Below are 23,671 nucleotides of genomic sequence, written 5' to 3'. Positions count from 1 at the left end.
CCCGATAGAATATCGGGAAAAGGCCGTGGCATAATACTCTTTTTATGACTGTCTACTTGACAGGGAGATGACCATTTTCCGATTTCGGAAAACACCTTTCTTTTTTGGGAAAAATAGTATTGAAAATGAATAGACTAAGAGTATGATAGAAGTAATTGGTAATATATAGGTTTTGAACGGATGATGAGGGGGGAGCGTATGAAGGAGGATTTGAATAAGAAAATAGAAGCACTCGAAACGGCAATTGAAACGATGCAAGAAGCACTTTTTGAATTGAAAGCAAAACAAAGAGAAATAGAAGTAGAAAATGCTCAGCAACATGTTAGTAAGGAAAAGAAAGAATATATTGAAACGGTGATGGAGGAAAAACAAAAAGTAGAAGTAGCGACAATAAAAGAGCCTGTGCAAGAACGTGAGGTAAAACAAGTGGATATATCTGCTTTTAAGCCGGAACCATTTAATATTATTAAGTTTTGCCAAACGTGGTTACCACGCATATTTGTCGGTATTATGTTGCTTGGAGTAATTTGGTTATTTAAAGCAGGGGTAGATGCGGGATTATTAACACCAGCAATACGAATTGTGTTTGGTATTTTCCTATCAATCGGTTTTTATTATATAGGGGATATTCAAATTAAACGCGAGCGGCAAGCGTTAGGGTTAGTACTAGCAGGAGGAAGTATTACGGGTATAGTTTTAACGACATTTGCGGCACATTATTTATATGGGTTTATTCCGGCGAGTGTCGCGTTTCTATGTAATATCGCATGGGTCATTTTAGGTATTTATATAGCGAAGAGATATCAATCGGAATATCTTACTATATTCGTAGCGGTAGGAGCTTTCTTCGTGCCGTTCTTATTAAATAGTACAACTCCTAATCCGTATATTTTCTTTGGATATGAGATGATACTAACGCTCAGCTTATTATGGTATGCGTTGAAAAATCGTTATCAGTATTTATATATGATTTCTTATGTTGTTGCTGCTATTGTTCTTTTTGTCTTCTTTGCTGTTATGTCAATGTTAGTAGAGGATTTGCAAGTCCAGTTAACAGTAGTTTATGGTTTAATTCACTTACTATTATTTTGGCATATGTTTACGGAGAGAAGTTTTATAGTAGAGCCACGCTTGGCGATATTTAGTGCGAATGCAGTCTTCTTTATATTAGCCATTTCAAAAATACCTGAATTTACAACATGGGGATTAATGATAAGTGCACTCGTGCACGCTATTATGTTTGTGTTTGAATATAGGAAGAATAGACATTCTACATTTACAAATCTTTTATTTGGTTTCGCAATGGGAGCATTTAGTTTAGCGATTTTATATGAGTATAGTTTAGTGAATGCAGCGATTGTACTATTATTACAAGGTTTCCTTGGTATGTTTACTTCTATTAAAGGAAAACAACAGATAAAATTGTATGTTAGTGCGACGGTTTACGCAATTGGAATGATACAGACTATTTTTAGCCCGTTTGATCAATTTATTTCGGCAGGCTTTGTTGCTCATCTTATTTTAATAGGAACGTTCTATTATTGCATGAGACAAGCAAAAGAAGTATTAGCAAGCTTTGGCAAGTATGTGTATTCTATAGCACTCTATTGGTTTATGGTGATTGTATTTATTACAATTACTAGAATCGGTGAAGTTTTGTCCACAGATGGAAGCATAATAAGCATATCTGTATCGTTATTATGGATGGTATATGCATTATTTGCAGTTTGGTTTGGACGGAATAAAAATATGAATGAAATATTGTATGCAGGCTTAGTCGTGTTAGTCGTAACGATAGGAAAGCTATTTCTTCTAGACTTACCAGAAGTTTCAATGATGATTAGGGCAGTGTTATTTTTAATAGTAGGTAGTATAGGTATCGTTATTTCAAGAATGTTTTTCTCAAAAGAAGAGAAGTGAGAAGAAGGCAATCCATATCTGGATTGCCTTTTTCATTATTTCTTATTAATCGTTACAGCTTCATTATATTTCGCTGTTGTATTTTGGCGTAAACGAAGTGTTGCTTGTCCAGTCGTATTTGGATCGATTTGTACGTTCACAATTTTTTCAGCAGAACCTAAGCTGTTTGTTGTGAAAGAAAATGCACTACTATATCCGAAAGTAGATGGCCAAGTGCCGTTTGTATTTTGAACTTTTGCTACTTGTGTACCACCAGTAGTGAATATACCTAAAGAGTAATTAGTGTATGTTGTATTTGGTAATAAGTTATTTACTTGAATTTTGATTTGGAACACTTCATTGTTTGGTAGAGTGCTAGGGTGTGTAACTACGTAGTCATTTGCTGTTACTGCACCGTTATAGCCATATGAACCAGGTTTAAAAGTATTTGTATTAAACCATTGATAACCTGCATTTGGCGCACTCCAAGGTTCAGGTTGTGGCTCAGTTGATAAGCTTGGTTGTTCAAATGTTTGTAAAGTGGTAGGTAAATCAAGTTGTAAACCATTTACTTGATCTAAACTTGTAAATGTTTCTTTATTCGATAGCCAATTTACGATATTTTCTAGTAAGATAGCATCGTTTTCTTCTTTATATCCATCGTAAGTTTTCTTTGTTTGACCAGAGTCTTCACGAACGTATTTTGGCGTAGCATCTTCAACAGGAGAAGAGTCTCCAATAAAGGCAGCTTTTCCAAGTCCTACTTTTGCGATCGCAGCATAAGGACCTTCTGCAACACCACCGCCGTTATATACACCGCTATCGACAGCGTTATTCCATTTTGACGGATTCTCTGGAAGATAAACAAGTCCTTTTGCTAGTTTTGGATTTGTAATTGCTAAAGTAGAACCAGCATGCATTGCTACAGATGAAACCCCTTCTGTAATTCCGAATGATTGTTCAGGTAATACAATATTTTTAGCGGAAACATCACCGATTGCATTATAGCGGAAGCGAATACCGAAGTTGTCAGATAGCCAATCAGAGCTTTCTACTCCTTGCATAGCTTGTGAATTGGCTTCTTCGTTAGACATTCCTTTTGCTGGATTATCCCAAGCACCGCGTCTATATCCGTTAAATACTTCAGAAGAGTCCCAACGATTTTTATTACGATCTGCATTATAATGATCGGCAATGAAGAAGATACTACCGCCATTTTTCACGTATTGTAACATAGCATCTTGTTCAGATTTTTTGTAAGGAATATTTGCTTCTGGAACGATAAACACATTGTAGTCTTTTAAATCTTCGTATGTAATCGGTGTTGATTTACGTAGTTCTTTTACATGATAGCCGTTTTGGGCAATGCCGTTTCCGAAATCAGAAAAGCCACCATCAATAACCCAGTCAGCAGTCCCGGCAGTTTGACCGTGTGTATTATCGAATAATACTTTTTTCCCATTGTTTTGATTTACAACTTTTGCAGCAATTTCAGGAGCTGGGTCTACAGAGCTTTCTGCATAAGTAGACGGTATGAACGAAGTCCCTATACTTAGTGTAATTGCTGTTGCTAAAGAAAATGTAATCCATTTTTTATTCTTCATAGAAGAATCCCCCTAATAATAAATATATGTGCTTTAATAATGTAATTTATTTTTCTGTAAAAATAAAGACGGAAAACATAAAAAATATTAAAAATTTGTAAAAATACCGTGAAATTTGTTGAGAAATATTTATAGAGATTTAAAAACATCCCTTCCAAGTAATAAGGAAGGGATGTTTTGCTTAACTAATTTTTGAATTAGGTGTTTCATCAATTTTATGAAAACCTTTCATGTAATACACGACAGCTAAACCGATAAGCCAAATTGGTCCAACAATTAATGCAATCCTTGTATCTTCTGAATACGCCATTATACATAATACGAGTGCAAGGAAAGCAAGTGAGAAATATGAACTTAATGGGTATAAAGGCATTTTATACGATAACTTTTGTTTGTTTTGCGTCGGCAAACTTTTACGGAACTTAATTTGAGCGACTAATATAATACCCCAAGTCCAAATTGCCCCGAAAGTTGAAATACTAGTGAGCCATGTAAATACTTTTGCGGGCACAAGATAGTTTAATATAACACCAACGAGTAAAACGATTGCTGTTGCTACAATTCCTTGACTTGGAATACCATTTTTATTTAAACGACCGAATCTTTCAGGAGCTTTTTTCTGCTGAGCTAATGTATACAGCATGCGGCCTGTACTAAATAAACCACCATTACAAGAAGAAAGAGCTGCTGTTAATACGACAAAGTTAATAATTCCTGCTGCTTTTGCGATACCGATTTGCTGGAATGTTAATACAAATGGACTTCCTTTCTCACCAAGTTCGTTCCATGGATAAATTGCCATCATAACGAATAGAGCCCCAACGTAGAACAGTAATATTCTCCAAAATACGTTATCGATTGCTTTTGCGAGTGTTTTTTTCGGGTTTTGCGCTTCACCCGCTGTAACGCCGATTAATTCAACGCCTAAATAAGCGAATAGCACCATTTGCATGGAGAGGAGTAACCCAGAAAAACCATTTGGGAACCAGCCACCATGTGACCAAAGGTTTGAAATGCCAGTAGCGATACCACCGTTTCCGAAGCCAAATAAAATAATACCAGCCCCAACTACTATCATACAGATAATTGTGACAATTTTAATGAGAGCAAACCAAAATTCAAGTTCTCCAAATACTTTTACAGATAAAAAGTTGAAAGCACTCATTAATAATAGAGCGAGTAAAGCCCAAGTCCAGCGCGGAATATCTGGGAACCAGTACTGCATGTAAATGCCAGCAGCCGTAATTTCAGCCATGCAAGTAACAACCCATAAGAACCAGTAGTTCCAACCAGTAATATAGCCAGCTAGTGGTCCAAGATAATCATATGCATATTTACTAAAAGAGCCAGCAACAGGTTGTTCAATTGCCATTTCTCCGAGTGCTCGCATAATGAAAAAAATAACGAGTCCAGCAATCATATAGCCTAGTAAAATAGAAGGGCCAGCTAGTTTAATAGCAGAAGCAGATCCTAAAAATAGTCCAACGCCAATAGCTGAACCGAGTGACATTAAAGTAATATGTCGTTCTTTTAAACCGCGGTTTAAAGTTCCAGATTTGTTTGTGTGCTGCATAAGAAGAATCCCCCTTGTAGAGTGAACGATATTTGAATGCGTTTACTAAATATTTAACTATTTCAAATTATAAAACATTTCTATCTGTTATGCTACAAAAATAATCATTATTAACTGTACTACATCTGTGCTTGTCAGACTTAAACTTAAAATTCGAACTATTAGCGAATATATTGACTCTTCTTTTTATTGATTGTTAAGATTAAGTATTATATTTTCTCACATACTAGTAAGAAAAGAATGTGTGATAATAATTCAGATGTAGGAAGGGTACATAACCATGTTTCAATTACAAAAATATAACACTTCTGTGAAGCAAGAGCTTTTAGCTGGCATCACAACTTTTTTTACATTTGCGTATATTCTTGTCATCAATCCGAAAATATTATCTGATGCAGGTGTACCATTTGATCAAGCTTTTACGGCAACGATTATTGCGACTGTTGTAGGGACGCTATGTATGGCGTTTTTAGCTAACTATCCAATTGTTATTGCTCCAGCTATGGGAATGAATGCGTATTTTGCTTATTCTGTTGTTCAACAGGCAGAGGGGATTACATATGTCATTGCGTTTTCAGCAGTATTTGTAACAGGTATCATTTTTCTTTTATTATCTTTCACTTCATTTAGGCAAAAGCTTATTGTCGCAATTCCTGATAGTTTAAAACATGCAATTGCAGGTGGAATTGGGTTATTTATTGCTTTTATTGGATTACGTCTATCTGGAATTATCGTTGATCATCCATCTAACTTAGTTACGATTGGTGATTTCCATTCTCCAGCCGTTATTTTAACTTTAATTGGTTTGATTTTAGCGGCGGTATTAATGACATTGCGTGTGAGCGGTGCATTATTTATTAGTATGATTGTGACAGGAATTATCGCCTTCTTTACAGGACAGCTGAAGTTTACGGATAAAATTGTTGCGATGCCTCATTTACCAGAGGGGATTATCGTTTCAAATCCAATCAACGCCTTTTCAGATGTAATTGAATACGGATTATATGGCGTTGTATTTTCATTTTTACTTGTACTGTTATTTGATACAACAGGAGCATTACTCGGTTTAATTAAACAAGCAGGTTTAATTACAGATAATACAGAGAAACGTTTTGGTAAAGCATTTATTGCGGATGCAATTGGCGGTACTACAGGCTCTATCTTTGGGACAAGCCCAACAGCAGCGACGATTGAATCGTCAGCTGGTATTGCTGCAGGTGGTAAAACGGGATTAACAGGTATTGTAGTAGTCGGCCTAACGATTATAACGGCATTCTTCAGCCCTGTTATTGCTTCTTTATCAAGCGTAGCCGCTATTACAGCTCCTTCATTAATTATTGTAGGTAGTTTAATGGCGCAAAGTCTTCGTGATATTAATTGGAATGAATTTGATGATGCGTTACCAGCATTTTTAATTTTCGTTGGTATTCCGTTAACGTCTAGTATTGCGAATGGAATTGCAATTGGATTTCTAGTGTATCCAGTCTTAAAAATTGTGAAGGGGAAAGGGATGGAAGTACATCCGCTACTCTACTTATTTACAATTTTATTTGGATGTCATTTATTCTTATAATATAGATATAGGAGAGGGGACTTCTTATGAGAGGCCCCTTTTTTGTGTATAATAAAGTGAAACTATAATCAGTCACGCAAAATATAAATTACTTAATGGAATATATATGTTACAATACAGATGGAGGGGGAACATGAATGGCTGTAAGTAAAATAAAAGTCGCGCGTGTTCAGTTAGATTTAACGCAGCAACAATTAGCAGAAAAAGTAGGCGTTACAAGGCAAACGATTAGTTTAATTGAGAAGGGGAAATACAACCCATCTTTAGATTTATGTTTGAAAATTTGTTATGCAGTAGATAAAACTTTGAATGATTTATTTTGGGAGGAAAAGGAGTGAGGGGATGAGGATCGTGAAAGATGAACGCTTAATGATTGAGGGGCTAAAACATATTAGACTCGTTTTCATCTTACAAAATATTATCATACTAGGTATTGTTTTTTATCGCTACGTTTTGCAAGGTGCAGGATATGAAAGTGTTTCGGATTTATTAATGGTATTTATGTGCGGGATCATAGTTATTAACTTTTTAAACTTGAAAAATTCAGTGGAAGTGTATGAGCATACGGGCGGAGTATCACGCAGTTATCTTATGAAGCTATTATTCATTCCTGTAGGTATTGTTATTGGTATTTTAGCTATTTGTATCGTTGTAACATCAGATATTTCAATAAAAGAAATTAGTATGACAGGACTTATTATGTTAGCCTGTTTTTTAGTTCCTAGTCTGTTTATATACATATATATGAAAAAGATAAAAAGTGAAGATTGAAATATAAGAAAAGCTTTCCCGTATTGCGGAAAGCTTTTCTTATATTCTTTTATATAGTACTTTATGAAGACCAATTGGTTCAATTTCAAAGATTTCACCATGTTCTTGGAAGCCTAAGCGCTTGTAATAGTCAGACACAGTAATTCGGCCATTACACCATAATATATTTGCTTGACGCTCTTGTAAGATTTGTTCTGCTTTCTGAATTAAGGAGCTTCCAGCGTGGTTGTTTCGAAATTCAGGTAATGTGGCCATTCCTCGTAGACGATAATGAATACCTGTAGGTAGGTCAGGATATATTTCTTTTGAGAAGGAAGCGATACTAATTAGTTTATCATTTATAAATGCCCCTAGGTGAAAGCTGTCTGTTTCATAGTCGGAAGGATATTTACAATCTGCTAATGTTTGACTCGGGCGCAAAATTTTTTGACGTAATACGTAAGTTTCAGATCCGTCAATATTTTTCACGGTAATCATATTAACATCCTTTCTTATAACGCTTTTTCTGTTAATTGTATAAAGAAATAGGCAGGTGCGGCGAAAAGTCCGAGTATGCTAGCGGTTCCGAGAAGGAGTGAAAGAAAGAGGCAAGAGTACTTTATTCCATTCGACTTTTTCCATCCGTAACTACAAATTTCAATGCTAACACCGATGAGAATAATGGCACCTAGTATTTCGGCTAATAATAAAAGAGCTAAAGTTACAATAGACATAATGTGATCCATCCTCATAATATGTGATAGTAACATTTTACCATATGAAATGGAAAAAAATGCCCCTCAATTATGTGAGGGGCATTTTTTTATTCTAATATGTTTTTTAGTGTATCGATATGTTCTTTTGAGCCTGTTACAAGTAATGTATCACCGTGTTGTAGTCTTGTATCACCATGTGGGATTAATGCTTTATTTCCACGATAAATTTGAATGACTAGTACATCACCTAAAAATGGAAGGCGACGAAGTGCAACACCGTTATATTTATTGCTACGTAGTTCAACCTCACGGACTGTTTCGTTTGCTGTTGTAATTAAGCGAACGAGACTCGGTTTATCAATTAGCGCACGTAATAGAATACGTGTAGAGTTAATTGTTGAGAAGACAGCGATATGTTCTTGTGTTGCTTTTTCTTGTAGAAGTGGATCTTCTACACTTGCAATAACATGTTCAACACCTAGTTCTTTTGCGTGTTCTGCTAATAATAAGTTTTGCTCATCATCACTTGTTGCAACAACAACTCGGTCTGCATGAAAGGCTGTTTGTTCAGTTAACGATGCAATTGTGATGTCATCTAATTTCACGATAGGGAAGTCATGTGATTTCGCTTCCTGATCATTTATTTTGTTTTGACGCATCATATATAGTGTTACGTCATAATCTTCTCGTTTTAAATCAAGTGATAACGGAAGGGTAATTCTGCTCGCACCAATAATAGAAACTTTTGGTTTTGGTGTTTCCACTTTTGGGAACATCTTTTTAAATAATATAGGCGCAAAAATACAAGTAATAACTGCGCTTAAAATAAGGGAAGCAGATAAACTTGGACTGATGATCCCTAACTTTTCACCAATTTGTGCAGCTGCAATAACTAAAGAAAGTGTCGATGTTAATAAGATGGCACTCCCCAGTACGATATTACGTGGATACCATTTTCGTAAAACGAGGGATGGTAACAGTTTTGAGATAAAGAGTCCTACAATTAGAATTGGAATCATGAGCATACTAGAAGGCTCTTTAAAAATAGACCAAACCTCTAAATTTACACCAACCATTACGAAGAAAATAGGAATGAAGAAACCGTATCCGATAGAATCCAGTTTTTCAACCATATCTTCATTTGGTGATAATAATGATACGAGTACACCTGCTAAGAAGGCACCTAAAATATTTTCAGCTCCAACGGATTCAGATAACCCAACTAATATTAAGATGAGTGCAAAAACAGCTCGTGTATCAATTTGTACACTTCCAGCTTTTAAGCTATCCAAGTATGGAATGTTTTTAAAACGTTTTGCAACGAAGTAAATAACAATACCAGCGCCGAATAGAAGAAGAAGGAGCCACATGCTTTGGCCGCTCTCGGAATTTAATCCGACGAATACAGCGAGTAAAATCATTGTAACTAAATCCGCAATAACAGCGACTAATAAAATGATTTGCCCAATTGCTGTTTTTCCTAAGTTATTCTCTTTTAATGTTGGTACGACAACACCTAAAGAGATTGTTGAAATGATTAAAGTCATAAACATTGCATTATCTACAAATCCTAGCCATACGAATAGTAGTGATAGGGCATAAGATAAGATGAAAATAAAGAAGAAGATAATGCTTGCTGCTTGGAATGTGTTTGGTTCGTTTGTCGTGTTCTTTTTCCCTTTTTGTTTAAAGATAGAAAAATCAATTTCTAAACCGCTTAAAAACATAAGAAAGATAAATCCTAGTGTCGATAAGACTTGAAGCCACATATCTGGCTCAATAATATTAAACCCACTTTTACCTACAAAGATTCCTGCGATGATTTCTGCAACAACGACAGGAAGTGCTTTTAATTTAAAGCGTTGTAACAAAAGGGGAACGAAAAACGCGATTGCAACGACAACCATAAGTGATAGAACAGAAGTGTGATGTTCCATTGCGTTCTCTCCCTTCAAATAAATATAGTACCTATTTAGCCATATAATAGGTAGAAAAGCAACGCATATGGATTCGATTTCATAAAGAAAGAGTTTTCTTAACATTTGTCATAATAAGTATATTTTTCATGATTCTGTTGTTAATTCCGTAATGTGGATGTAATAGGGGAGGGAATAAAAAAAGGACTGCTGAGCAATCTCAGCAGTCCTTTTCATGTACATTACATTGAGAAGAAGATCCATACAGTTAAACCAACTGTTGCAGTTGCAACGAAGAAACTGTAGATCATAGTAAGAATTTGAACTCTTCCTTCTCCTTCTTTTAAATGCATGAACATAATTAATTGTAACAACGCTTGCGCAACAGCCATTATGATAATGGTAGTTAAGATCGTTGATAGTGGCAGGGTTGTGTAAAGTGCCACGTATAAAGCTAGAAACGTTAGTGCAAGCGATAAAATAAATCCGAAAACGTGTGACCAAGGGAATCCGCTATGCGCATGCCCGTTTGCTTGGTTGTTATTTTGACCCATTTACGCCACCATCCCGTTCAAGTAAACTAGTGTGTAAATAAAGACCCAAACTAGATCAAGGAAATGCCAGTATAAGCTGATAATGAATACTTTACGAGCTGTAACCGGTGTTAAACCTCGTTTTAAAATTTGGATAATAACACAAATTGCCCAAATGATACCGCCTGTTACGTGGGCTCCGTGTGTTCCAAGAAGAACGAAGAATCCAGATAGGAAAGCACTTGTTTGAATTGTTGCGCCTTCACCAATATACATAATGAACTCTTCAATTTCGAAGAATAGGAAGCCTGCACCTAAAAGTAATGTAAGGACGAACCATCCAAGCATTGCTTTTTGGTTGTGCTTACGCATTTCGTGAATCACGATACCACATGTGAAACTACTTGTTAAAAGTAGTAATGTTTGAATTAAAAGCGTTTTAAGTTCAAACAGTTGTGCTGGTGTTGGGCCATCTGCCGTACGACCAGCAAGTACTAGATAAGAGGCGAAAAGTGTTGCGAACAGCATAATTTCAGCCCCAAGAAAAATCCAGAATCCTAGGATATTCAATCTGCTTTGTTCGGATTGATATTCCAAGGGTAAGCTTTTATCTAAAGCCGCCATATCATTTCACCTCTCATGCTACATGTTCTGATTTTTTAATTTCATCAACACTAATATAGTAACCTTCATCGTAATCGAATGAACGATAGATTAAGCAAGCTAAAATACCAATGCCGCCGATTGCTGCAAGCCAGAACCAGCTAAATACTAATGCGAAACCTGCAAGACCGAAGAATCCAGACGCAATAATAGGCACGCCAGAGTTACTTGGCATGTGAATTGGTTTAATATCTTCTGCTGCTGGTGTAACTGTTTCTCCGCGTTTCTTCATGTACCAGAAAGCATCAGCTTCTTTGATTTCAGGAAGTTTTGCGAAGTTGTAATGTTGTACAGGAGATTGAGTTGCCCATTCAAGTGTACGGCCATCCCATGGATCTCCAGTTGTGTCACGTTCTCCGTGACGAGCACTCCAAATTACGTTGTAACAAAGAAGTACGAAACCAATACCCATCATTACTGCACCGACAGATGCGATTTGGTTTAGCCATCCCCATCCAAGGCTTTCAGAGTAAGTGTACATACGACGAGTCATACCGTCTAAACCTAAGAAGTACATTGGGAAGAAACAGATGTTGAATCCGCTCATAAAGATCCAGAATGTCCATTTACCTAGGCGTTCATTTAACATATGACCAGTCATTTTTGGATACCAGAATGTGAATCCAGCAAGCATAGCGAATACTGTACCTGCGATTAATACGTAGTGGAAGTGAGCGATTAGGAAGTAGCTGTTATGGTACTGATAATCAGCTGCTGCCATACCAAGCATAACCCCTGTAACCCCACCGACTACGAAGTTTGGAATAAATGCCAATGACCAAAGCATTGGAACTGTAAAACGAATACGTCCTTTATACAGTGTAAACAACCAGTTAAAGATCTTAACCCCGGTTGGAATCGAAATCGCCATTGTCGAAATCGAGAAGAATGAGTTAACCGCTGGACCTGCACCCATCGTGAAGAAGTGGTGAAGCCATACGACGAAACTTAGTAAAGAAATTGCAACCATTGAGTATACCATCGCACTGTAACCGAATAGACGCTTACGTGAGAATGTACTAATGATTTCAGAGAAAATACCGAATGCCGGTAAAATAACGATATATACTTCAGGGTGACCCCATACCCAGAATAGGTTGGCCCATAACATTGGCATACCGCCGCTCGCCATCGTAAAGAAGTGAGCATCGAATAGACGGTCAAATGTCATTAATGCAAGAGCAACTGTTAATACTGGGAAAGCGAAAATAATGATAATTGTTGTAATTAAGATTGACCAAGTAAACATTGGCATTCTCATTAAAGTCATACCAGGTGTACGCATTTTTAAGATAGTAACAAGGAAGTTAATACCTGTCATTAACGTACCGAGACCTGAAATCTGTAATGCAATTGCGTAGTAGTTATTTCCTACACCAGAAGTAAACTCTGTACCTGCCATTGGGAAGTAAGAAGTCCACCCAGCGTCTGGAGAACCACCAATTACGAAAGCGATGTTGAATAACATTGCTCCGACAAAGAATAACCAGAAACTTAAAGCATTTAAGAACGGATATGCAACGTCACGAGCACCAATTTGTAATGGTACTACAAGGTTCATTAATCCCATAACGAATGGCATCGCCATGAAAAGAATCATAACTGTACCGTGTGTTGTGAAGATTCCGTTATAGTGTTCAGCGTTTAAATAAGTTGTTTCTGGGAATGTTAACTGTGCACGGATCATTAAACCGTCCATACCACCACGGAATAACATAATAACCGCAGAGATAATATACATGGCCCCAATTTTTTTATGGTCAACAGTTGTTAACCATTCGTCCCAAAGCCATTTCCATTTTTTATACTTTGTTAGTACGAAAATGATTGCTAATGTCACAAGAACGATAGAAGCGTCTGCACCGTAAATAATCGGGTCACCTGTGACAAAAAATTCATCAAGCTTCACTTTGTTCACTCCAATCTGTTGGAATTATAGCTATTATTTTTTGTTTTTGTAGTAGTTGTAATCACAATATTCAAGTGATTTTGGATCTACATAACTTAAGTGATGGCTAGAGAATGTCATACGACCAACTACACCAGGTTTAACAATTTCGTTGTACTTATCTTCTGTTAGTTTAGGAGCAGTTTGTTGTACTTCTTTAACCCACTTGTCATATTTCTCTTTAGTTTTTGCTTCAACTTCGAACTCCATGTGAGTAAATCCTTCACCAGAGAAGTTCGCGCTACGTCCTAGGTAAGAACCTGGCTTATCAGCTTGTAAATAAAGGTCCATAATCATGCCATCCATTGTGTACTTCATACCACCAAGTTCTGGTACCCAGAAAGCATTCATTGGGCCGACAGAAGTCAGTTTGAATTGAATTGGTACACCAGCTGGGATGTTTAAATAGTTAACGGTTTCAATTTTTTCCTCTGGGTAACTGAATAACCATTTCCAGTTTGCAGATGTAACATAAATCTCCACTGGTTTAATATGTTTGGACTCTTTCGGAACCTCTTCCGAAGCATAAGTTGCTTTTACTGTTGGAATCGATAATGCGATAACGATAATAACAGGAACAAGCGTCCAAATGATTTCTAATAATGTGTTACCGTGTTGTTCAGGTGGCTCATAGTCCATATTCTCTGGTTTTTCACGATAACGAATCAAGATGACTGTAAACAAGATGAATACAATTGCGATAATTAATGACATAAGCAAGAATGACCAAACAATTAAATCATACTGTGCTTTTGCAACAGGTCCTTGCGGATTTAATACTGCGAGTTTTTTATCACAGCCACCGAGGAACAGAAGTAATGATAACGGAAGAAGCGAAGCCAACTTCCAAAACGCTTTCTTTAGTTGCACGATTGAAAATCTCCTTTCTCCTTGGATTGAAACTATGCCAATAAAACAATATAAACCTATTAATTTATAGAAGGCAATAGTTTTTGAGATATTGTTAAAAAATAGACACAAATGCACACTTTTTAAGGTGAATATCATTTGTAACTTGATTACATTGTAAACTATTTTCCAGAGAAAAATGCGATTGTGAAAATTTTAAGATAAATAAAGTTATACCAGGATACCCAAGAAATAGAAAAAAGCTATCTTATGATAAGAAAGATAGCTGAATATTTTGTATATTTAGTTTACTTCTTTTTTTAGACTTATTTGTTGTTCAAATGTGACAATTTTTTTATATTTCACTTGATATAAAATGTAACAAATAACCATAAATGGAATACCGCAATAAAGAGCGATTCTCTGATCTGGAATGAAAGCTAAACTTACAAATGTAATGAAATTGAGTGAGAATGCTACGATTGGAACGAGCGGATAAAGTGGTGTGCGATATTTTAAATCATTGATGTCACCACCGTTTTTCACGAAGTTTCTACGGAAGAAAAACTGTGAAGCCGCAATTGACATCCAAACGACAACGGCAGCCATTGCTGCGATAGATGTTAAAACTAAAAAGACAGTATCTGCTGCAAATATACTTGTTAATAGGGATAGACTTGCAAAGATTAGACTGAAAATCAATGCGTTTAATGGTACGCCTTTTTTCGTTAACTTCGTAAATGCTGGACTTGCCATTCCTTGTTTTGCCATTGCCCAAAGCATACGTGAATTTGCGTATAGACCAGAATTGGCTACGGATAATACAGCTGTAATAATAACAAAGTTCATAATGTCTGCTGCATATGGAATACCAGCTACATCAAATACAAGTACAAATGGACTTTCGACTAGATTAGCCTCTTGCCATGGGAGTAAACCTACAACAACTGATATGGCTAGGACGAAGAAGAATAGCGTTCGCCAAATGGTATTTTTGATTGCTTTTGGAATTGTTTTTTCAGGATTCTCACTTTCTCCTGAAGCGATTCCGATTAATTCTGTTCCTTGGAAAGAATAATTCACTGTAATCATCGTAAGAAGAACAGCCAATGCACCATTCGGAAATAATCCGCCATTTTCAGTGAAATTGTGAAGCATTGGAGCTGGTTTTCCGTTAAAGTCTAGTAGACCGAACATAACTGCACCACCGAGTACGATGAAAATAACGATGGTTGCGACTTTTACACTAGCGAACCAAAATTCTGCTTCTGCATATGCTTTTGCTGATAGAGCGTTTACAAGAAAGAGTGCTGCTGCAAATGTAACACACCAAATCCACGAAGAAACATCTGGAAACCAGCGTTTCATTAAAATACTTACAGTTGTTAACTCTACTCCAACTGTAACAGCCCAATTTAACCAATACATCCAACCGACAACAAAACCAAAACCAGGTGAAATAAATTTGCTTGCATAGCTTTGGAATGAACCTGCTTCTGGCATAGCAACAGATAATTCACCAAGACATAACATCGTTAAATACATAACAAATCCACCGACTAAAAATGCAAGAATAGCACCACCAGGGCCGGCGTTATGGACGATTTGACCAGATCCCATAAATAGGCCAGTTCCGATAACACCACCAAGTGCAATCATAAATAGGTGTCTACTTTTCATTGTACGTTTTAAATCTGTTTGTTCTACTTGTTGATTCATATGCCCCTCACCCCGTTATTTTTTATATGTGTTAACTGGTTTTCATTCTGAGTCTTTAATCATTAGTGGGGGATATGACACATACTCGGTTTATTTACTATGAAATGAATGGAGTATGTAAAAAACGAACTATGACTAAATACCCTAAGAATGTTTTTATTAACAAGGTGATATCTTCACTATGTTAATTATTTCGATTTTAGCAAAAAAATTCAGAAAAGTATATTGTTTTTTCTTTTTATTAAAAATAATTAGAATTTTATAACGATGTAGTTGTGAACAATAATTCACAGAATCTTTCTAGCAAACTAGTAAGAAGAAAGGTACAATGGTAAGAGGTATGTCTGTAAAATAATAATTAATGGAGTTTTGTTTAAAATGAAAAAGTTAAAATATCTTTTTGTTTTTGGAATTATATTTGCTGCAGCGTTTTTTATAGGGAAAGATAAGATTATACAAAAGGCACAAGTGCTACGCTTAGATTTTCTATCTGAAATGAAAGAAGCGGCTATGATTGAAAATGTTCCGTTTATAAAGCAGTTACCAGAATTACCTCGTGGATGTGAAGTGACAAGCTTAGCTATGTTGCTACAATATAAAGGTGTACAAGTAGATAAGATGCAACTTGCTAGTGAAATTCATCGAGTTCCATTTGAACAAAATGGTTTGCGCGGAAATCCTTATGAGGGGTTTGTTGGAAATATTTATACGAAAGCTGAACCAGGATATGGTGTATACAATAAACCAATCTTTAATTTAGCAGAAAAATATGTTTCTGAAAAAGTAATTAATTTAACAGATAGAGACGTGAAAGATCTATATAAAGTAATTAGTTCTGGTTCTCCAGTATGGGTTATTATTAATACAACGTTTCAGCCGCTAGCTGAAAGTAGTTTTGAAACATGGAATACAAGTTCTGGTGAAGTGAAAATTACATATTTTGAGCATAGTGTAGTAGTAGTTGGATACGATCAAAACTTTGTATATGTAAATGATCCACTAAAAAATAATCCACGTTTCGCTGTTCCACGAGCAGAGTTTGAGAAAGCGTGGGAGCAAATGGGGAAACAAGCAATTACTATTTTATAATAATGAAAAAGCCATCTTTTGATGGCTTTTTATTTTTAAGTAACCATGATATAAAATTCAGAAGATTCTTTTAAAAGTTAACAATTCACGTTATAATAACATTTAACTTGGTGAAGAAGGGGAGAAGAGAAATGGATGTTGCAAAAGAACTTGTTTTGTCAAAGGATCAGTTGGTTGAGTGGAGAAGGCATTTTCATAAGTATCCAGAGTTATCTTTTCAAGAAGAGAAAACATCGCAGTTTGTATTCGATATACTTCGGGAAATTCCATGTTTAGAAGTATCAAGACCTACTAAATATAGTGTAATGGCAAGGTTGATTGGAAAGCAGCCTGGTAAAATAGTTGCGGTTCGAGCTGACATGGATGCTCTTCCTATTCATGAAGAAAATGAGTTTGACTTTATTTCTACATATCCGGGTGTAATGCATGCATGTGGCCATGATGGACATATAGCGATATTACTTGGAGTTGTACATAAGTTAGTAGAAGCAAGAGAGAAGATTAAAGGGGAGATTCGTTTTCTATTCCAACATGCTGAAGAAAATTTTCCTGGTGGTGCAGAGGAAATGGTTGCAGCGGGTGTAATGGAAGGGGTCGATTATATTATTGGTGCTCACCTTTGGGCATCGTTAGAGGTTGGAAAAGTAGGTGTAATTTATGGTCCCGCAATGGCTGCTCCAGATGTTTTTAAAATTATAATAGAAGGAAAAGGTGGCCATGCTGGAATCCCTCATGAAACAGTTGATAGTATTTCAATCGGTACACAAGTGGTTTCGCAACTTCAGCAAATTGTATCTCGGCTCACGAATCCGTTAGATTCTCTTGTAGTATCTGTTACGCAATTTCACGCTGGGACAACTCATAATGTGATTCCAGAACAAGCGGAGATTGAAGGGACAGTGCGGAGTTTAAGGCATGAGTTGCGAGAAGAAACAGAGAAAAGAATTGAACAGATTGTAAAGCATGTGACGGAAGCTTACGGAGCGAAATATACGTTTTCGTATGAATATGGATATCGTCCAGTCGTAAATGATTATGAAGTTACAGAGATTATTGAGCAAACAGCATTACAGCTTTATGGAAGGGAACGAGTTACGCGTTTACAGCCGACGATGGCTGGAGAAGATTTTTCAGCGTTTTTACAAAAAGCACCAGGTACATTCTTTTTTATCGGTGCAGGAAATAAAGAGAAAGGAATTATATATCCTCATCATCACCCTCGTTTTACGATTGATGAAGATGCATTATCGATTGGTGTGCAAGTCTTTGTATCATCGATTATGAATTTCATAAGTAAAGGAGAATGAGATGAAGAAAATACACGTATTAGCGCTTATTCCAGTTTTTTGTTTAGTTGTTGGACCCGTATTTGCTAATTCAGTTACTCCTTACATATTAGGGATGTCATTTTTATTATTTTGGGTATTATTATCAGTGCTTATTACATCTCTTTGTATGGGGATTGTGTACGTATTTGATCCTGCTAATAAGGGGGATGTAAAATGACCGCATTACTTATCATTATTTTATTTTTGTTTCTCGCACTATTTTTAGGAATTCGGGCACAACACGGAAAAGATATGAATTTAGAGCAATGGTCAGTTGGAGGAAGAGGCTTTGGTACTATTTTTGTTTTTCTTCTTATGGCAGGTGAAATTTATACGACATTCACATTTTTAGGTGGAAGTGGATGGGCGTATAGTAAAGGAGCACCTACTTTTTATATTTTAGGTTATGGTGCATTAGCTTATATTTTATCTTATTTTTTATTACCACCAGTTTGGAAGTATGCAAAAGAGCATAATCTAGTTTCACAGCCAGACTTTTTTGTGAAGAAATATAAGAGTCAGGCACTTGGCCTTATCGTTTCTATCATTGGGGTTATTTCGATTATCCCATACCTTGTTTTACAGTTAAAAGGATTAGGAATTATCGTTTCGGAAGCGTCTTATGGAAGGGTATCGCCAGTTATAGCAGTGTGGATTGGCGCAATTGTTATAACGATATATGTAATGGTTTCAGGTATACACGGCTCTGCTTGGACGGCCGCTTTGAAGGACATTATGATCCTGTTTATCGTTATGTTTTTAGGTATATATTTACCGTACCATTATTACGGAGGATTTCAGCCGATGTTTGAAGCTGTAGAAGCAGCAAAACCAGGGTTTTTATCTTTACCTGATGAAGGAATGAGCATTTCTTGGTTTGTTTCTACTATTGTATTAACAGCTCTCGGTTTCTATATGTGGCCCCATACATTCGCCTCTGCTTTCTCTGCAAAAAATGAAAAAGTATTTCGTAAAAATGCGGCCATTATGCCACTGTATTCTTTAGTTTTACTTTTCGTGTTCTTTGCAGGGTTTGCAGCTATCTTACAAGTTCCTGGATTAAAGGGAGGGGATGTAGACCTTTCGTTATTCCGTCTGGCTCTTCAAACTTTTGATCCTTGGTTTATTGGGATTATTGGTAGTGCCGGAGTTTTAACGGCATTAGTTCCAGGTTCTATGCTTGTCATGGCCGCTTCTACATTATTAGCGAAAAATATTTACCGAACAATGGTCCCATCTGCTTCGGATCGACAAGTGGCAAAAACAGCGAAATTATTTGTTCCTGTAGTAACGCTTGTAGCTGTTTTGTTTACTTTTAAAGGTGGAGAAACGATAGGAGCACTTCTTTTAATGGGATATAGTATAGTGACACAGCTTTTCCCTGCACTTGTATGTAGTCTGTTTCCACGTCAGGTTATTACGAAGCAAGGAGCGATTGCAGGGATGGGGATTGGGTTGTTAGTGGTTGCGTATATTACTCTATCGGGTTCAACTATAGCTACGATGTTTCCGAGTTTCCCTCAATATATAAAAGATTTAAATGTAGGTATAGTCGCGTTGTTAATGAATATGATTGTGATGTTTATCGTTAGTGGGTTCACGAAAAATGTGTCTATAAAGACAGACAATATAATAGTAGAAAAGTAATTCTAATGCTAGAGCTATCTTTGAAAAGAGATAGCTCTTTTTTGTATATATTTTCTTCGATTAGCGGAATCTAACTAAAAACTTGTTGAAAAGGAAGTTAGGTGGGGGACTTGTTAGAGCTAAAAGGTAACTTATTTGAAGTTATGAAAAAAATTAGGGATGAGTTAGGTTCACCGAATGATTTAACAATTAGGGAAGTTGCCCTTGCTGGCAGTTTTACACGTTGTGCTGTTATTTTTCTGTGTGGGTTAACAGATAAGGATAATGTTTATAAATATGTAGTTCGTACACTTCAATATGAAGAAGTACAAAAAGAAGCAGCTATCGTTCAAACGTTATTGGATCGTTTTATTTCTATTGCGGAAGTCGGTAAGAAGACAACATTTCCGGATATTATAAATGCGATTTTAGCGGGAGATACAGTTATATTAATTGATAATATTCAAACAGCTATCGTGATTAATAGTAGAGCTTGGGAAAAAAGAAGTTTAGAACCACCAGTAACAGAAGATTTAATACGTGGACCGAGGATTGGATTAAATGAAGATATTAACGTGAATAAAATGTTAATTCGCCGTAGTTTACGTGACCCAAAGCTGAGATTTCAATCTTATATTATGGGGAAGAGATCCCAAAAAGAAGTGACTTTAGTATATATAGAAGACATTATTAATCCTTACATTGTAGAAGAGCTAGATCGGCGTCTTCAATCCATAGTGACAGATGTCGTTTTTGAGACGGGTACAATTGAGCAATTAATTCAAGATAATAATTTGTCGCCGTTTCCGCAGTTTTTGAATACGGAAAGGCCTGATAATGTTGTGGCCTCATTAGCGAAAGGAAAGGCAGCTATTTTGGTGGATGGATCACCGTTTGCCCTTATAGCTCCGCTAGTATTTGTTGATATTTTTCAATCTGTGGAAGATCATTATGAGCGTTGGGTAATAGGGACTTTATTAAGAATTTTGCGAATGGGTTCTGGTATAGTTGCAGTTTTAATGCCGGCGATGTATGTAGCGCTCGTCTCATATCACCAAGGACTTATTCCTTCTAAATTGGCTTATTCGATTGCCGGGGCAAGAGAAGGTGTTCCGTTTCCTGCCTATATAGAAACGTTAATGATGGCATTAACGATGGAATTAATACGAGAAGCGGGAATTAGGTTGCCGAAACCGATGGGGCAAACAATTGGGATTGTAGGTGGGCTTGTAATTGGAGAAGCAGCGGTGAACGCAGGAATTGTAAATCCATTTTTAGTTATTATTATTGCGGTTACAGCTATTGCTACATTTTCACTTCCAGTGTATAGCATCACAATTACGTTTCGAATTTTACTTTTCGTCTTTGTATTAGCAGCAACTGCTTTTGGGTTGTATGGAATCATTCTAGCTCTTATTGCGCTTGCTATTCATATTACAAATTTAACAAGTGTTGGTGTACCGTATACGACTCCAATTGCTCCTGCATTTTATAAAGATTGGAAAGAAGAGTTTATTCGCATGCCAAAATCAATGTTGAAAGAGAGACCGGAATATTTACAAACAAAAGATTCTACAGTACGTCCAAAGGAGCGAGAATAATTGAAACCATTTGAGTATGGCGATGAAGAAATTGGATCTCGGGAAATTGGGTTTGCGGTATCATCGACCATTATTGGTATAGGCGCATTATCTATGCCAAGGGATATTGCTAACCAAACTTTATTTTCAGATGGTTGGATTATTTTGCTTTTGGGTGGATTGATATGTGCAGTTTTAGGCTGGTTTGTAACGAGGGTGGCTATTTTATTTCCAAAACAAAACTTTGTTCAATATACGAGTACGCATTTGACAAAGCCGGTAGCATACACGATTAGTATGGTTTTAGTATTAACGTTTGCTGCTTTGACAGCATATGAATCAAGAATGATTGCAATTATTTCGCAAACGTATTTATTTAGTGAGACACCAGTACAGCTACTATCTTTTTTCTTCTTATTGGTTGTTATCTATGGAATAGCAGGATCGAGAGCAGCTTTGTTACGATTAAATGTTATGTTCTTACCTATTGTTTTAATTGCAATAGTGCTTCTTTCTTTATTAAATATAAATTTAATGGAAATAAACAATTTGTTTCCAGCTTTCCAAACGGAAGTAAGTCAATACGCTGTTGGGGTTAAAAATTCTATATTCACATTTATTGGATTTGAGGTAGCTCTGTTTTATGCTGTGTTGTTGAATGATAAGACAGCGAAAAAGGCACCAATGGCAGTTGCGAAAGCAGTGATAGTAAATGTGCTCTCATACATTTTAATTTATGTAACGTGTATTAGTGTTTTTACATATATGACAACTCGTGGATTGACATACCCAACAATTGAATTAGGGAAAGAAATTGAAATTGGTGGAGGCTTTTTAGAAAGGTTCGATGCAATTTTTTTTACGACTTGGATTATTACTATTTATAACACTACAGCCATGTATTATGACGTCGCATCTCTATTGTTTTGTGCTATGTTTCCGAAAGTGAAGAAACATATTTTTATTTTCGGAAGCGCGCCTCTAATTTTTATGCTGAATATGCTCCCGGGTAATTTAAATACGTTATCAAGTTACGGAACGTATTTAGCGTGGATAGATATGGGGTTTGTCGTATTAGCGCCTTTGCTAGTTTTTATTGTATATAAAATAAAAAGAAGGAATGGTAGAAATGAAACACCTTCTTAAAATTATAATGGTTATGGTTTTAGCTGGGTCTATAAGTGGGTGCTCTGAACTAGAAGAAATAGAAGAAAGAGGATTTGTAGTAGGCGCAGTTTACGATATTGTGAAGAAAAAGAAATCAAATCCGATTATGAAAGGGACGTATCAGATGGTACTTCCCAGTAAGTTAGCACAACAAAGTGGACAGGGCGATGGAGATAGTGAAAATTATATTAACGTAAGTGCGAAAGCAGATAGCGTCTTTGAGCAAATAAGAATAATTGCTAAAAAAATTAGTCGAACATTATTTTTTCCGCATATACAAGTCATTATTTTTTCGGATGAATTACTAGCAAATCCGTATGTTTTGCAAAATACGTTAGATGTATATTTTCGTGATCATGAAATGAGAAGAAATATTCGTTTGTTCGTTTCCAAGAAAAATGCAGAATCTATTTTAAAACAGAGTGCAAAACCTGAAAACTTACCGGCGCAGTATATTGATATGTTAGCTGAACATCCTCCGAAAAACGCTCAAATGATTGAGGCGGCGAGAATTGGTGAAGTACAAGGGAAAATGATCGCAGATCGAAGTTTTGCATTACCTCTCTTAGGGTTAACTAAACAAGGCGTACAAATGGAAGGAGCGGCATTGATTCGTGGAAAGGATAATAAGTGCGTTGGAACTTTGAGTGGAGAGCAAACATTAGGAATGAACTATGTAATAGGTAAAAAAATTGGAGGTTTCTTTACTGTTCGTAAAAAGAATCAGCTCATTACATATGAAATTCATAAGTTGCGCCGAAAGATCCAAGTGTCTACTGAAAATGCTACAAAACCGAAGTTTGATATTCATTTGTCCACAGAAGGCATATTAGCTGAGTTACATTTTAATGAACCGAAACAAGTGATGAATGAAAAGCTTTTAAAGAAAGAAATTTCAAAGGAAATGAAGAAGCGTATTGAAAAATCTATACAGCTTGTTCAAAAAAATATAAAGTAGATGTATTGGAATTAGGAGAGGTATATAAGAAGCATAATTATAAAGAGTGGAAGAAAATTAGTAAGAATTGGGATCGAGGCCAGAATTATTTTAGTAATGCTGAAATTAATGTTCACGTTGATCCAACAATTGAACATTCAGGTTCAGCATTACCAAAGAAAGTGAAGTAAGGTGATGGAG

General features: G+C 36.2%; 20 protein-coding genes and 1 pseudogene. 11 read left to right on the top strand and 10 right to left on the bottom strand.

From position 1 onward, the window contains the following. The first annotated feature begins 198 nt into the window (after nucleotides 1-198). The gene (locus PDQ68_RS25185) at nucleotides 199-1,920 is read left to right on the top strand and encodes a DUF2339 domain-containing protein (protein ID WP_061183002.1); all 1,722 of its coding nucleotides are present in this window, start codon (nucleotides 199-201) and stop codon (nucleotides 1,918-1,920) included. A gap of 35 nt (nucleotides 1,921-1,955) precedes the next feature. On the opposite strand, the gene PDQ68_RS25180 is transcribed toward PDQ68_RS25185, so the two are convergent. Together PDQ68_RS25180 and PDQ68_RS25175 are read right to left on the bottom strand one after the other, a co-directional pair. Then, on the bottom strand, nucleotides 1,956-3,503 hold the full coding sequence (locus tag PDQ68_RS25180) for a hypothetical protein (RefSeq protein ID WP_061183003.1): 1,548 nt from the start codon (nucleotides 3,501-3,503) through the stop codon (nucleotides 1,956-1,958). Nucleotides 3,504-3,684: 181 nt separating this feature from the next. Next, the gene (locus PDQ68_RS25175; protein ID WP_001164906.1) at nucleotides 3,685-5,076 is read right to left on the bottom strand and encodes an amino acid permease; all 1,392 of its coding nucleotides are present in this window, start codon (nucleotides 5,074-5,076) and stop codon (nucleotides 3,685-3,687) included. 280 nt (nucleotides 5,077-5,356) lie between these two features. Between PDQ68_RS25175 and PDQ68_RS25170 the strand changes: the two genes are divergently transcribed. The 3 genes from PDQ68_RS25170 (at nucleotide 5,357) to PDQ68_RS25160 (ending at nucleotide 7,420) form a co-directional block, all read left to right on the top strand. Then, complete coding sequence (locus PDQ68_RS25170; protein ID WP_016716480.1) at nucleotides 5,357-6,649, top strand: NCS2 family permease; 1,293 nt, start codon at nucleotides 5,357-5,359, stop codon at nucleotides 6,647-6,649. Nucleotides 6,650-6,786: 137 nt separating this feature from the next. After that, complete coding sequence (locus PDQ68_RS25165) at nucleotides 6,787-6,987, top strand: helix-turn-helix transcriptional regulator (protein WP_000301182.1); 201 nt, start codon at nucleotides 6,787-6,789, stop codon at nucleotides 6,985-6,987. A gap of 4 nt (nucleotides 6,988-6,991) precedes the next feature. Continuing rightward, nucleotides 6,992-7,420 carry a hypothetical protein gene (locus PDQ68_RS25160; RefSeq protein WP_016716481.1) on the top strand — a complete coding sequence of 143 codons (429 nt, stop codon included), beginning with the start codon at nucleotides 6,992-6,994 and terminating at the stop codon, nucleotides 7,418-7,420. A gap of 39 nt (nucleotides 7,421-7,459) precedes the next feature. Here PDQ68_RS25160 and PDQ68_RS25155 read toward each other — a convergent pair whose 3' ends face one another. The 8 genes from PDQ68_RS25155 to PDQ68_RS25120 form a co-directional block, all read right to left on the bottom strand. Next, nucleotides 7,460-7,897: a GNAT family N-acetyltransferase gene (locus tag PDQ68_RS25155; protein ID WP_000633754.1), complete on the bottom strand. Its 438-nt coding sequence runs from the start codon at nucleotides 7,895-7,897 to the stop codon at nucleotides 7,460-7,462. 14 nt (nucleotides 7,898-7,911) lie between these two features. Then, nucleotides 7,912-8,169 carry a DUF4022 family protein gene (locus PDQ68_RS25150; protein ID WP_050558046.1) on the bottom strand — a complete coding sequence of 86 codons (258 nt, stop codon included), beginning with the start codon at nucleotides 8,167-8,169 and terminating at the stop codon, nucleotides 7,912-7,914. A gap of 53 nt (nucleotides 8,170-8,222) precedes the next feature. Continuing rightward, nucleotides 8,223-10,052, bottom strand: coding sequence for a monovalent cation:proton antiporter family protein (locus tag PDQ68_RS25145; RefSeq protein WP_000399976.1), 1,830 nt, complete (start codon nucleotides 10,050-10,052; stop codon nucleotides 8,223-8,225). 221 nt (nucleotides 10,053-10,273) lie between these two features. Then, nucleotides 10,274-10,585: a cytochrome aa3 quinol oxidase subunit IV gene (gene qoxD / locus PDQ68_RS25140; protein WP_000531385.1), complete on the bottom strand. Its 312-nt coding sequence runs from the start codon at nucleotides 10,583-10,585 to the stop codon at nucleotides 10,274-10,276. Further along, on the bottom strand, nucleotides 10,586-11,188 hold the full coding sequence (qoxC, locus tag PDQ68_RS25135) for a cytochrome aa3 quinol oxidase subunit III (protein ID WP_000729317.1): 603 nt from the start codon (nucleotides 11,186-11,188) through the stop codon (nucleotides 10,586-10,588). Nucleotides 11,189-11,201: 13 nt separating this feature from the next. Next, nucleotides 11,202-13,136, bottom strand: coding sequence for a cytochrome aa3 quinol oxidase subunit I (qoxB, locus tag PDQ68_RS25130; RefSeq protein WP_000762378.1), 1,935 nt, complete (start codon nucleotides 13,134-13,136; stop codon nucleotides 11,202-11,204). A gap of 33 nt (nucleotides 13,137-13,169) precedes the next feature. Continuing rightward, nucleotides 13,170-14,045 (bottom strand): cytochrome aa3 quinol oxidase subunit II, encoded by an 876-nt coding sequence (locus PDQ68_RS25125; RefSeq protein ID WP_001176167.1) that lies wholly within the window; start codon nucleotides 14,043-14,045, stop codon nucleotides 13,170-13,172. A gap of 282 nt (nucleotides 14,046-14,327) precedes the next feature. Continuing rightward, complete coding sequence (locus PDQ68_RS25120) at nucleotides 14,328-15,743, bottom strand: amino acid permease (protein ID WP_001076070.1); 1,416 nt, start codon at nucleotides 15,741-15,743, stop codon at nucleotides 14,328-14,330. A gap of 378 nt (nucleotides 15,744-16,121) precedes the next feature. Between PDQ68_RS25120 and PDQ68_RS25115 the strand changes: the two genes are divergently transcribed. The 7 genes and pseudogenes from PDQ68_RS25115 (at nucleotide 16,122) to gerLC (ending at nucleotide 23,661) form a co-directional block, all read left to right on the top strand. Next, a complete protein-coding gene (locus PDQ68_RS25115; protein ID WP_000734471.1) occupies nucleotides 16,122-16,832 on the top strand; it encodes a C39 family peptidase in 711 nt (236 codons plus the stop codon). Between the two features lie 131 nt (nucleotides 16,833-16,963). After that, nucleotides 16,964-18,139 (top strand): amidohydrolase, encoded by a 1,176-nt coding sequence (locus PDQ68_RS25110; RefSeq protein WP_061183005.1) that lies wholly within the window; start codon nucleotides 16,964-16,966, stop codon nucleotides 18,137-18,139. A gap of 1 nt (nucleotide 18,140) precedes the next feature. Continuing rightward, the gene (locus PDQ68_RS25105) at nucleotides 18,141-18,338 is read left to right on the top strand and encodes a DUF3311 domain-containing protein (protein ID WP_061183006.1); all 198 of its coding nucleotides are present in this window, start codon (nucleotides 18,141-18,143) and stop codon (nucleotides 18,336-18,338) included. Continuing rightward, nucleotides 18,335-19,807 carry a sodium:solute symporter family protein gene (locus PDQ68_RS25100; RefSeq protein ID WP_061183007.1) on the top strand — a complete coding sequence of 491 codons (1,473 nt, stop codon included), beginning with the start codon at nucleotides 18,335-18,337 and terminating at the stop codon, nucleotides 19,805-19,807. Before PDQ68_RS25105 ends, PDQ68_RS25100 begins: the two co-directional genes overlap by 4 nt. A gap of 101 nt (nucleotides 19,808-19,908) precedes the next feature. After that, nucleotides 19,909-21,387, top strand: a complete 1,479-nt coding sequence (gerLA, locus tag PDQ68_RS25095; RefSeq protein WP_153016931.1) for a spore germination protein GerLA — start codon at nucleotides 19,909-19,911, stop codon at nucleotides 21,385-21,387. Beyond that, a complete protein-coding gene (gene gerLB, locus PDQ68_RS25090) occupies nucleotides 21,388-22,512 on the top strand; it encodes a spore germination protein GerLB (RefSeq protein ID WP_061183009.1) in 1,125 nt (374 codons plus the stop codon). Further along, nucleotides 22,496-23,661, top strand: a pseudogene (gerLC, locus tag PDQ68_RS25085) (spore germination protein GerLC). Before gerLB ends, gerLC begins: the two are co-directional and overlap by 17 nt. Nucleotides 23,662-23,671: the final 10 nt, after the last annotated feature.

The sequence above is a fragment of the Bacillus cereus group sp. Bc010 genome (genome assembly GCF_027716745.1).
GTDB lineage: Bacteria > Bacillota > Bacilli > Bacillales > Bacillaceae_G > Bacillus_A > Bacillus_A pacificus.
Note: the sequence above shows the minus strand (reverse complement) of the source record. Positions and strands in the feature narration are given on the sequence as shown.

Excerpts from the sequence above, each read along its gene's own strand:
- PDQ68_RS25150 (WP_050558046.1), bottom strand. The coding sequence starts at position 8,169 with ATGTTACTATCACATATTATGAGGATGGATCACATTATGTCTATTGTA.
- PDQ68_RS25145 (WP_000399976.1), bottom strand. The coding sequence starts at position 10,052 with ATGGAACATCACACTTCTGTTCTATCACTTATGGTTGTCGTTGCAATC.
- PDQ68_RS25115 (WP_000734471.1), top strand. The coding sequence starts at position 16,122 with ATGAAAAAGTTAAAATATCTTTTTGTTTTTGGAATTATATTTGCTGCA.
- qoxC (WP_000729317.1), bottom strand. The coding sequence starts at position 11,188 with ATGGCGGCTTTAGATAAAAGCTTACCCTTGGAATATCAATCCGAACAA.
- PDQ68_RS25185 (WP_061183002.1), top strand. The coding sequence starts at position 199 with ATGAAGGAGGATTTGAATAAGAAAATAGAAGCACTCGAAACGGCAATT.
- PDQ68_RS25175 (WP_001164906.1), bottom strand. The coding sequence starts at position 5,076 with ATGCAGCACACAAACAAATCTGGAACTTTAAACCGCGGTTTAAAAGAA.
- PDQ68_RS25155 (WP_000633754.1), bottom strand. The coding sequence starts at position 7,897 with ATGATTACCGTGAAAAATATTGACGGATCTGAAACTTACGTATTACGT.
- PDQ68_RS25105 (WP_061183006.1), top strand. The coding sequence starts at position 18,141 with ATGAAGAAAATACACGTATTAGCGCTTATTCCAGTTTTTTGTTTAGTT.
- qoxD (WP_000531385.1), bottom strand. The coding sequence starts at position 10,585 with ATGGGTCAAAATAACAACCAAGCAAACGGGCATGCGCATAGCGGATTC.
- PDQ68_RS25160 (WP_016716481.1), top strand. The coding sequence starts at position 6,992 with ATGAGGATCGTGAAAGATGAACGCTTAATGATTGAGGGGCTAAAACAT.
- PDQ68_RS25170 (WP_016716480.1), top strand. The coding sequence starts at position 5,357 with ATGTTTCAATTACAAAAATATAACACTTCTGTGAAGCAAGAGCTTTTA.
- PDQ68_RS25165 (WP_000301182.1), top strand. The coding sequence starts at position 6,787 with ATGGCTGTAAGTAAAATAAAAGTCGCGCGTGTTCAGTTAGATTTAACG.
- PDQ68_RS25120 (WP_001076070.1), bottom strand. The coding sequence starts at position 15,743 with ATGAATCAACAAGTAGAACAAACAGATTTAAAACGTACAATGAAAAGT.
- PDQ68_RS25110 (WP_061183005.1), top strand. The coding sequence starts at position 16,964 with ATGGATGTTGCAAAAGAACTTGTTTTGTCAAAGGATCAGTTGGTTGAG.
- PDQ68_RS25180 (WP_061183003.1), bottom strand. The coding sequence starts at position 3,503 with ATGAAGAATAAAAAATGGATTACATTTTCTTTAGCAACAGCAATTACA.
- PDQ68_RS25100 (WP_061183007.1), top strand. The coding sequence starts at position 18,335 with ATGACCGCATTACTTATCATTATTTTATTTTTGTTTCTCGCACTATTT.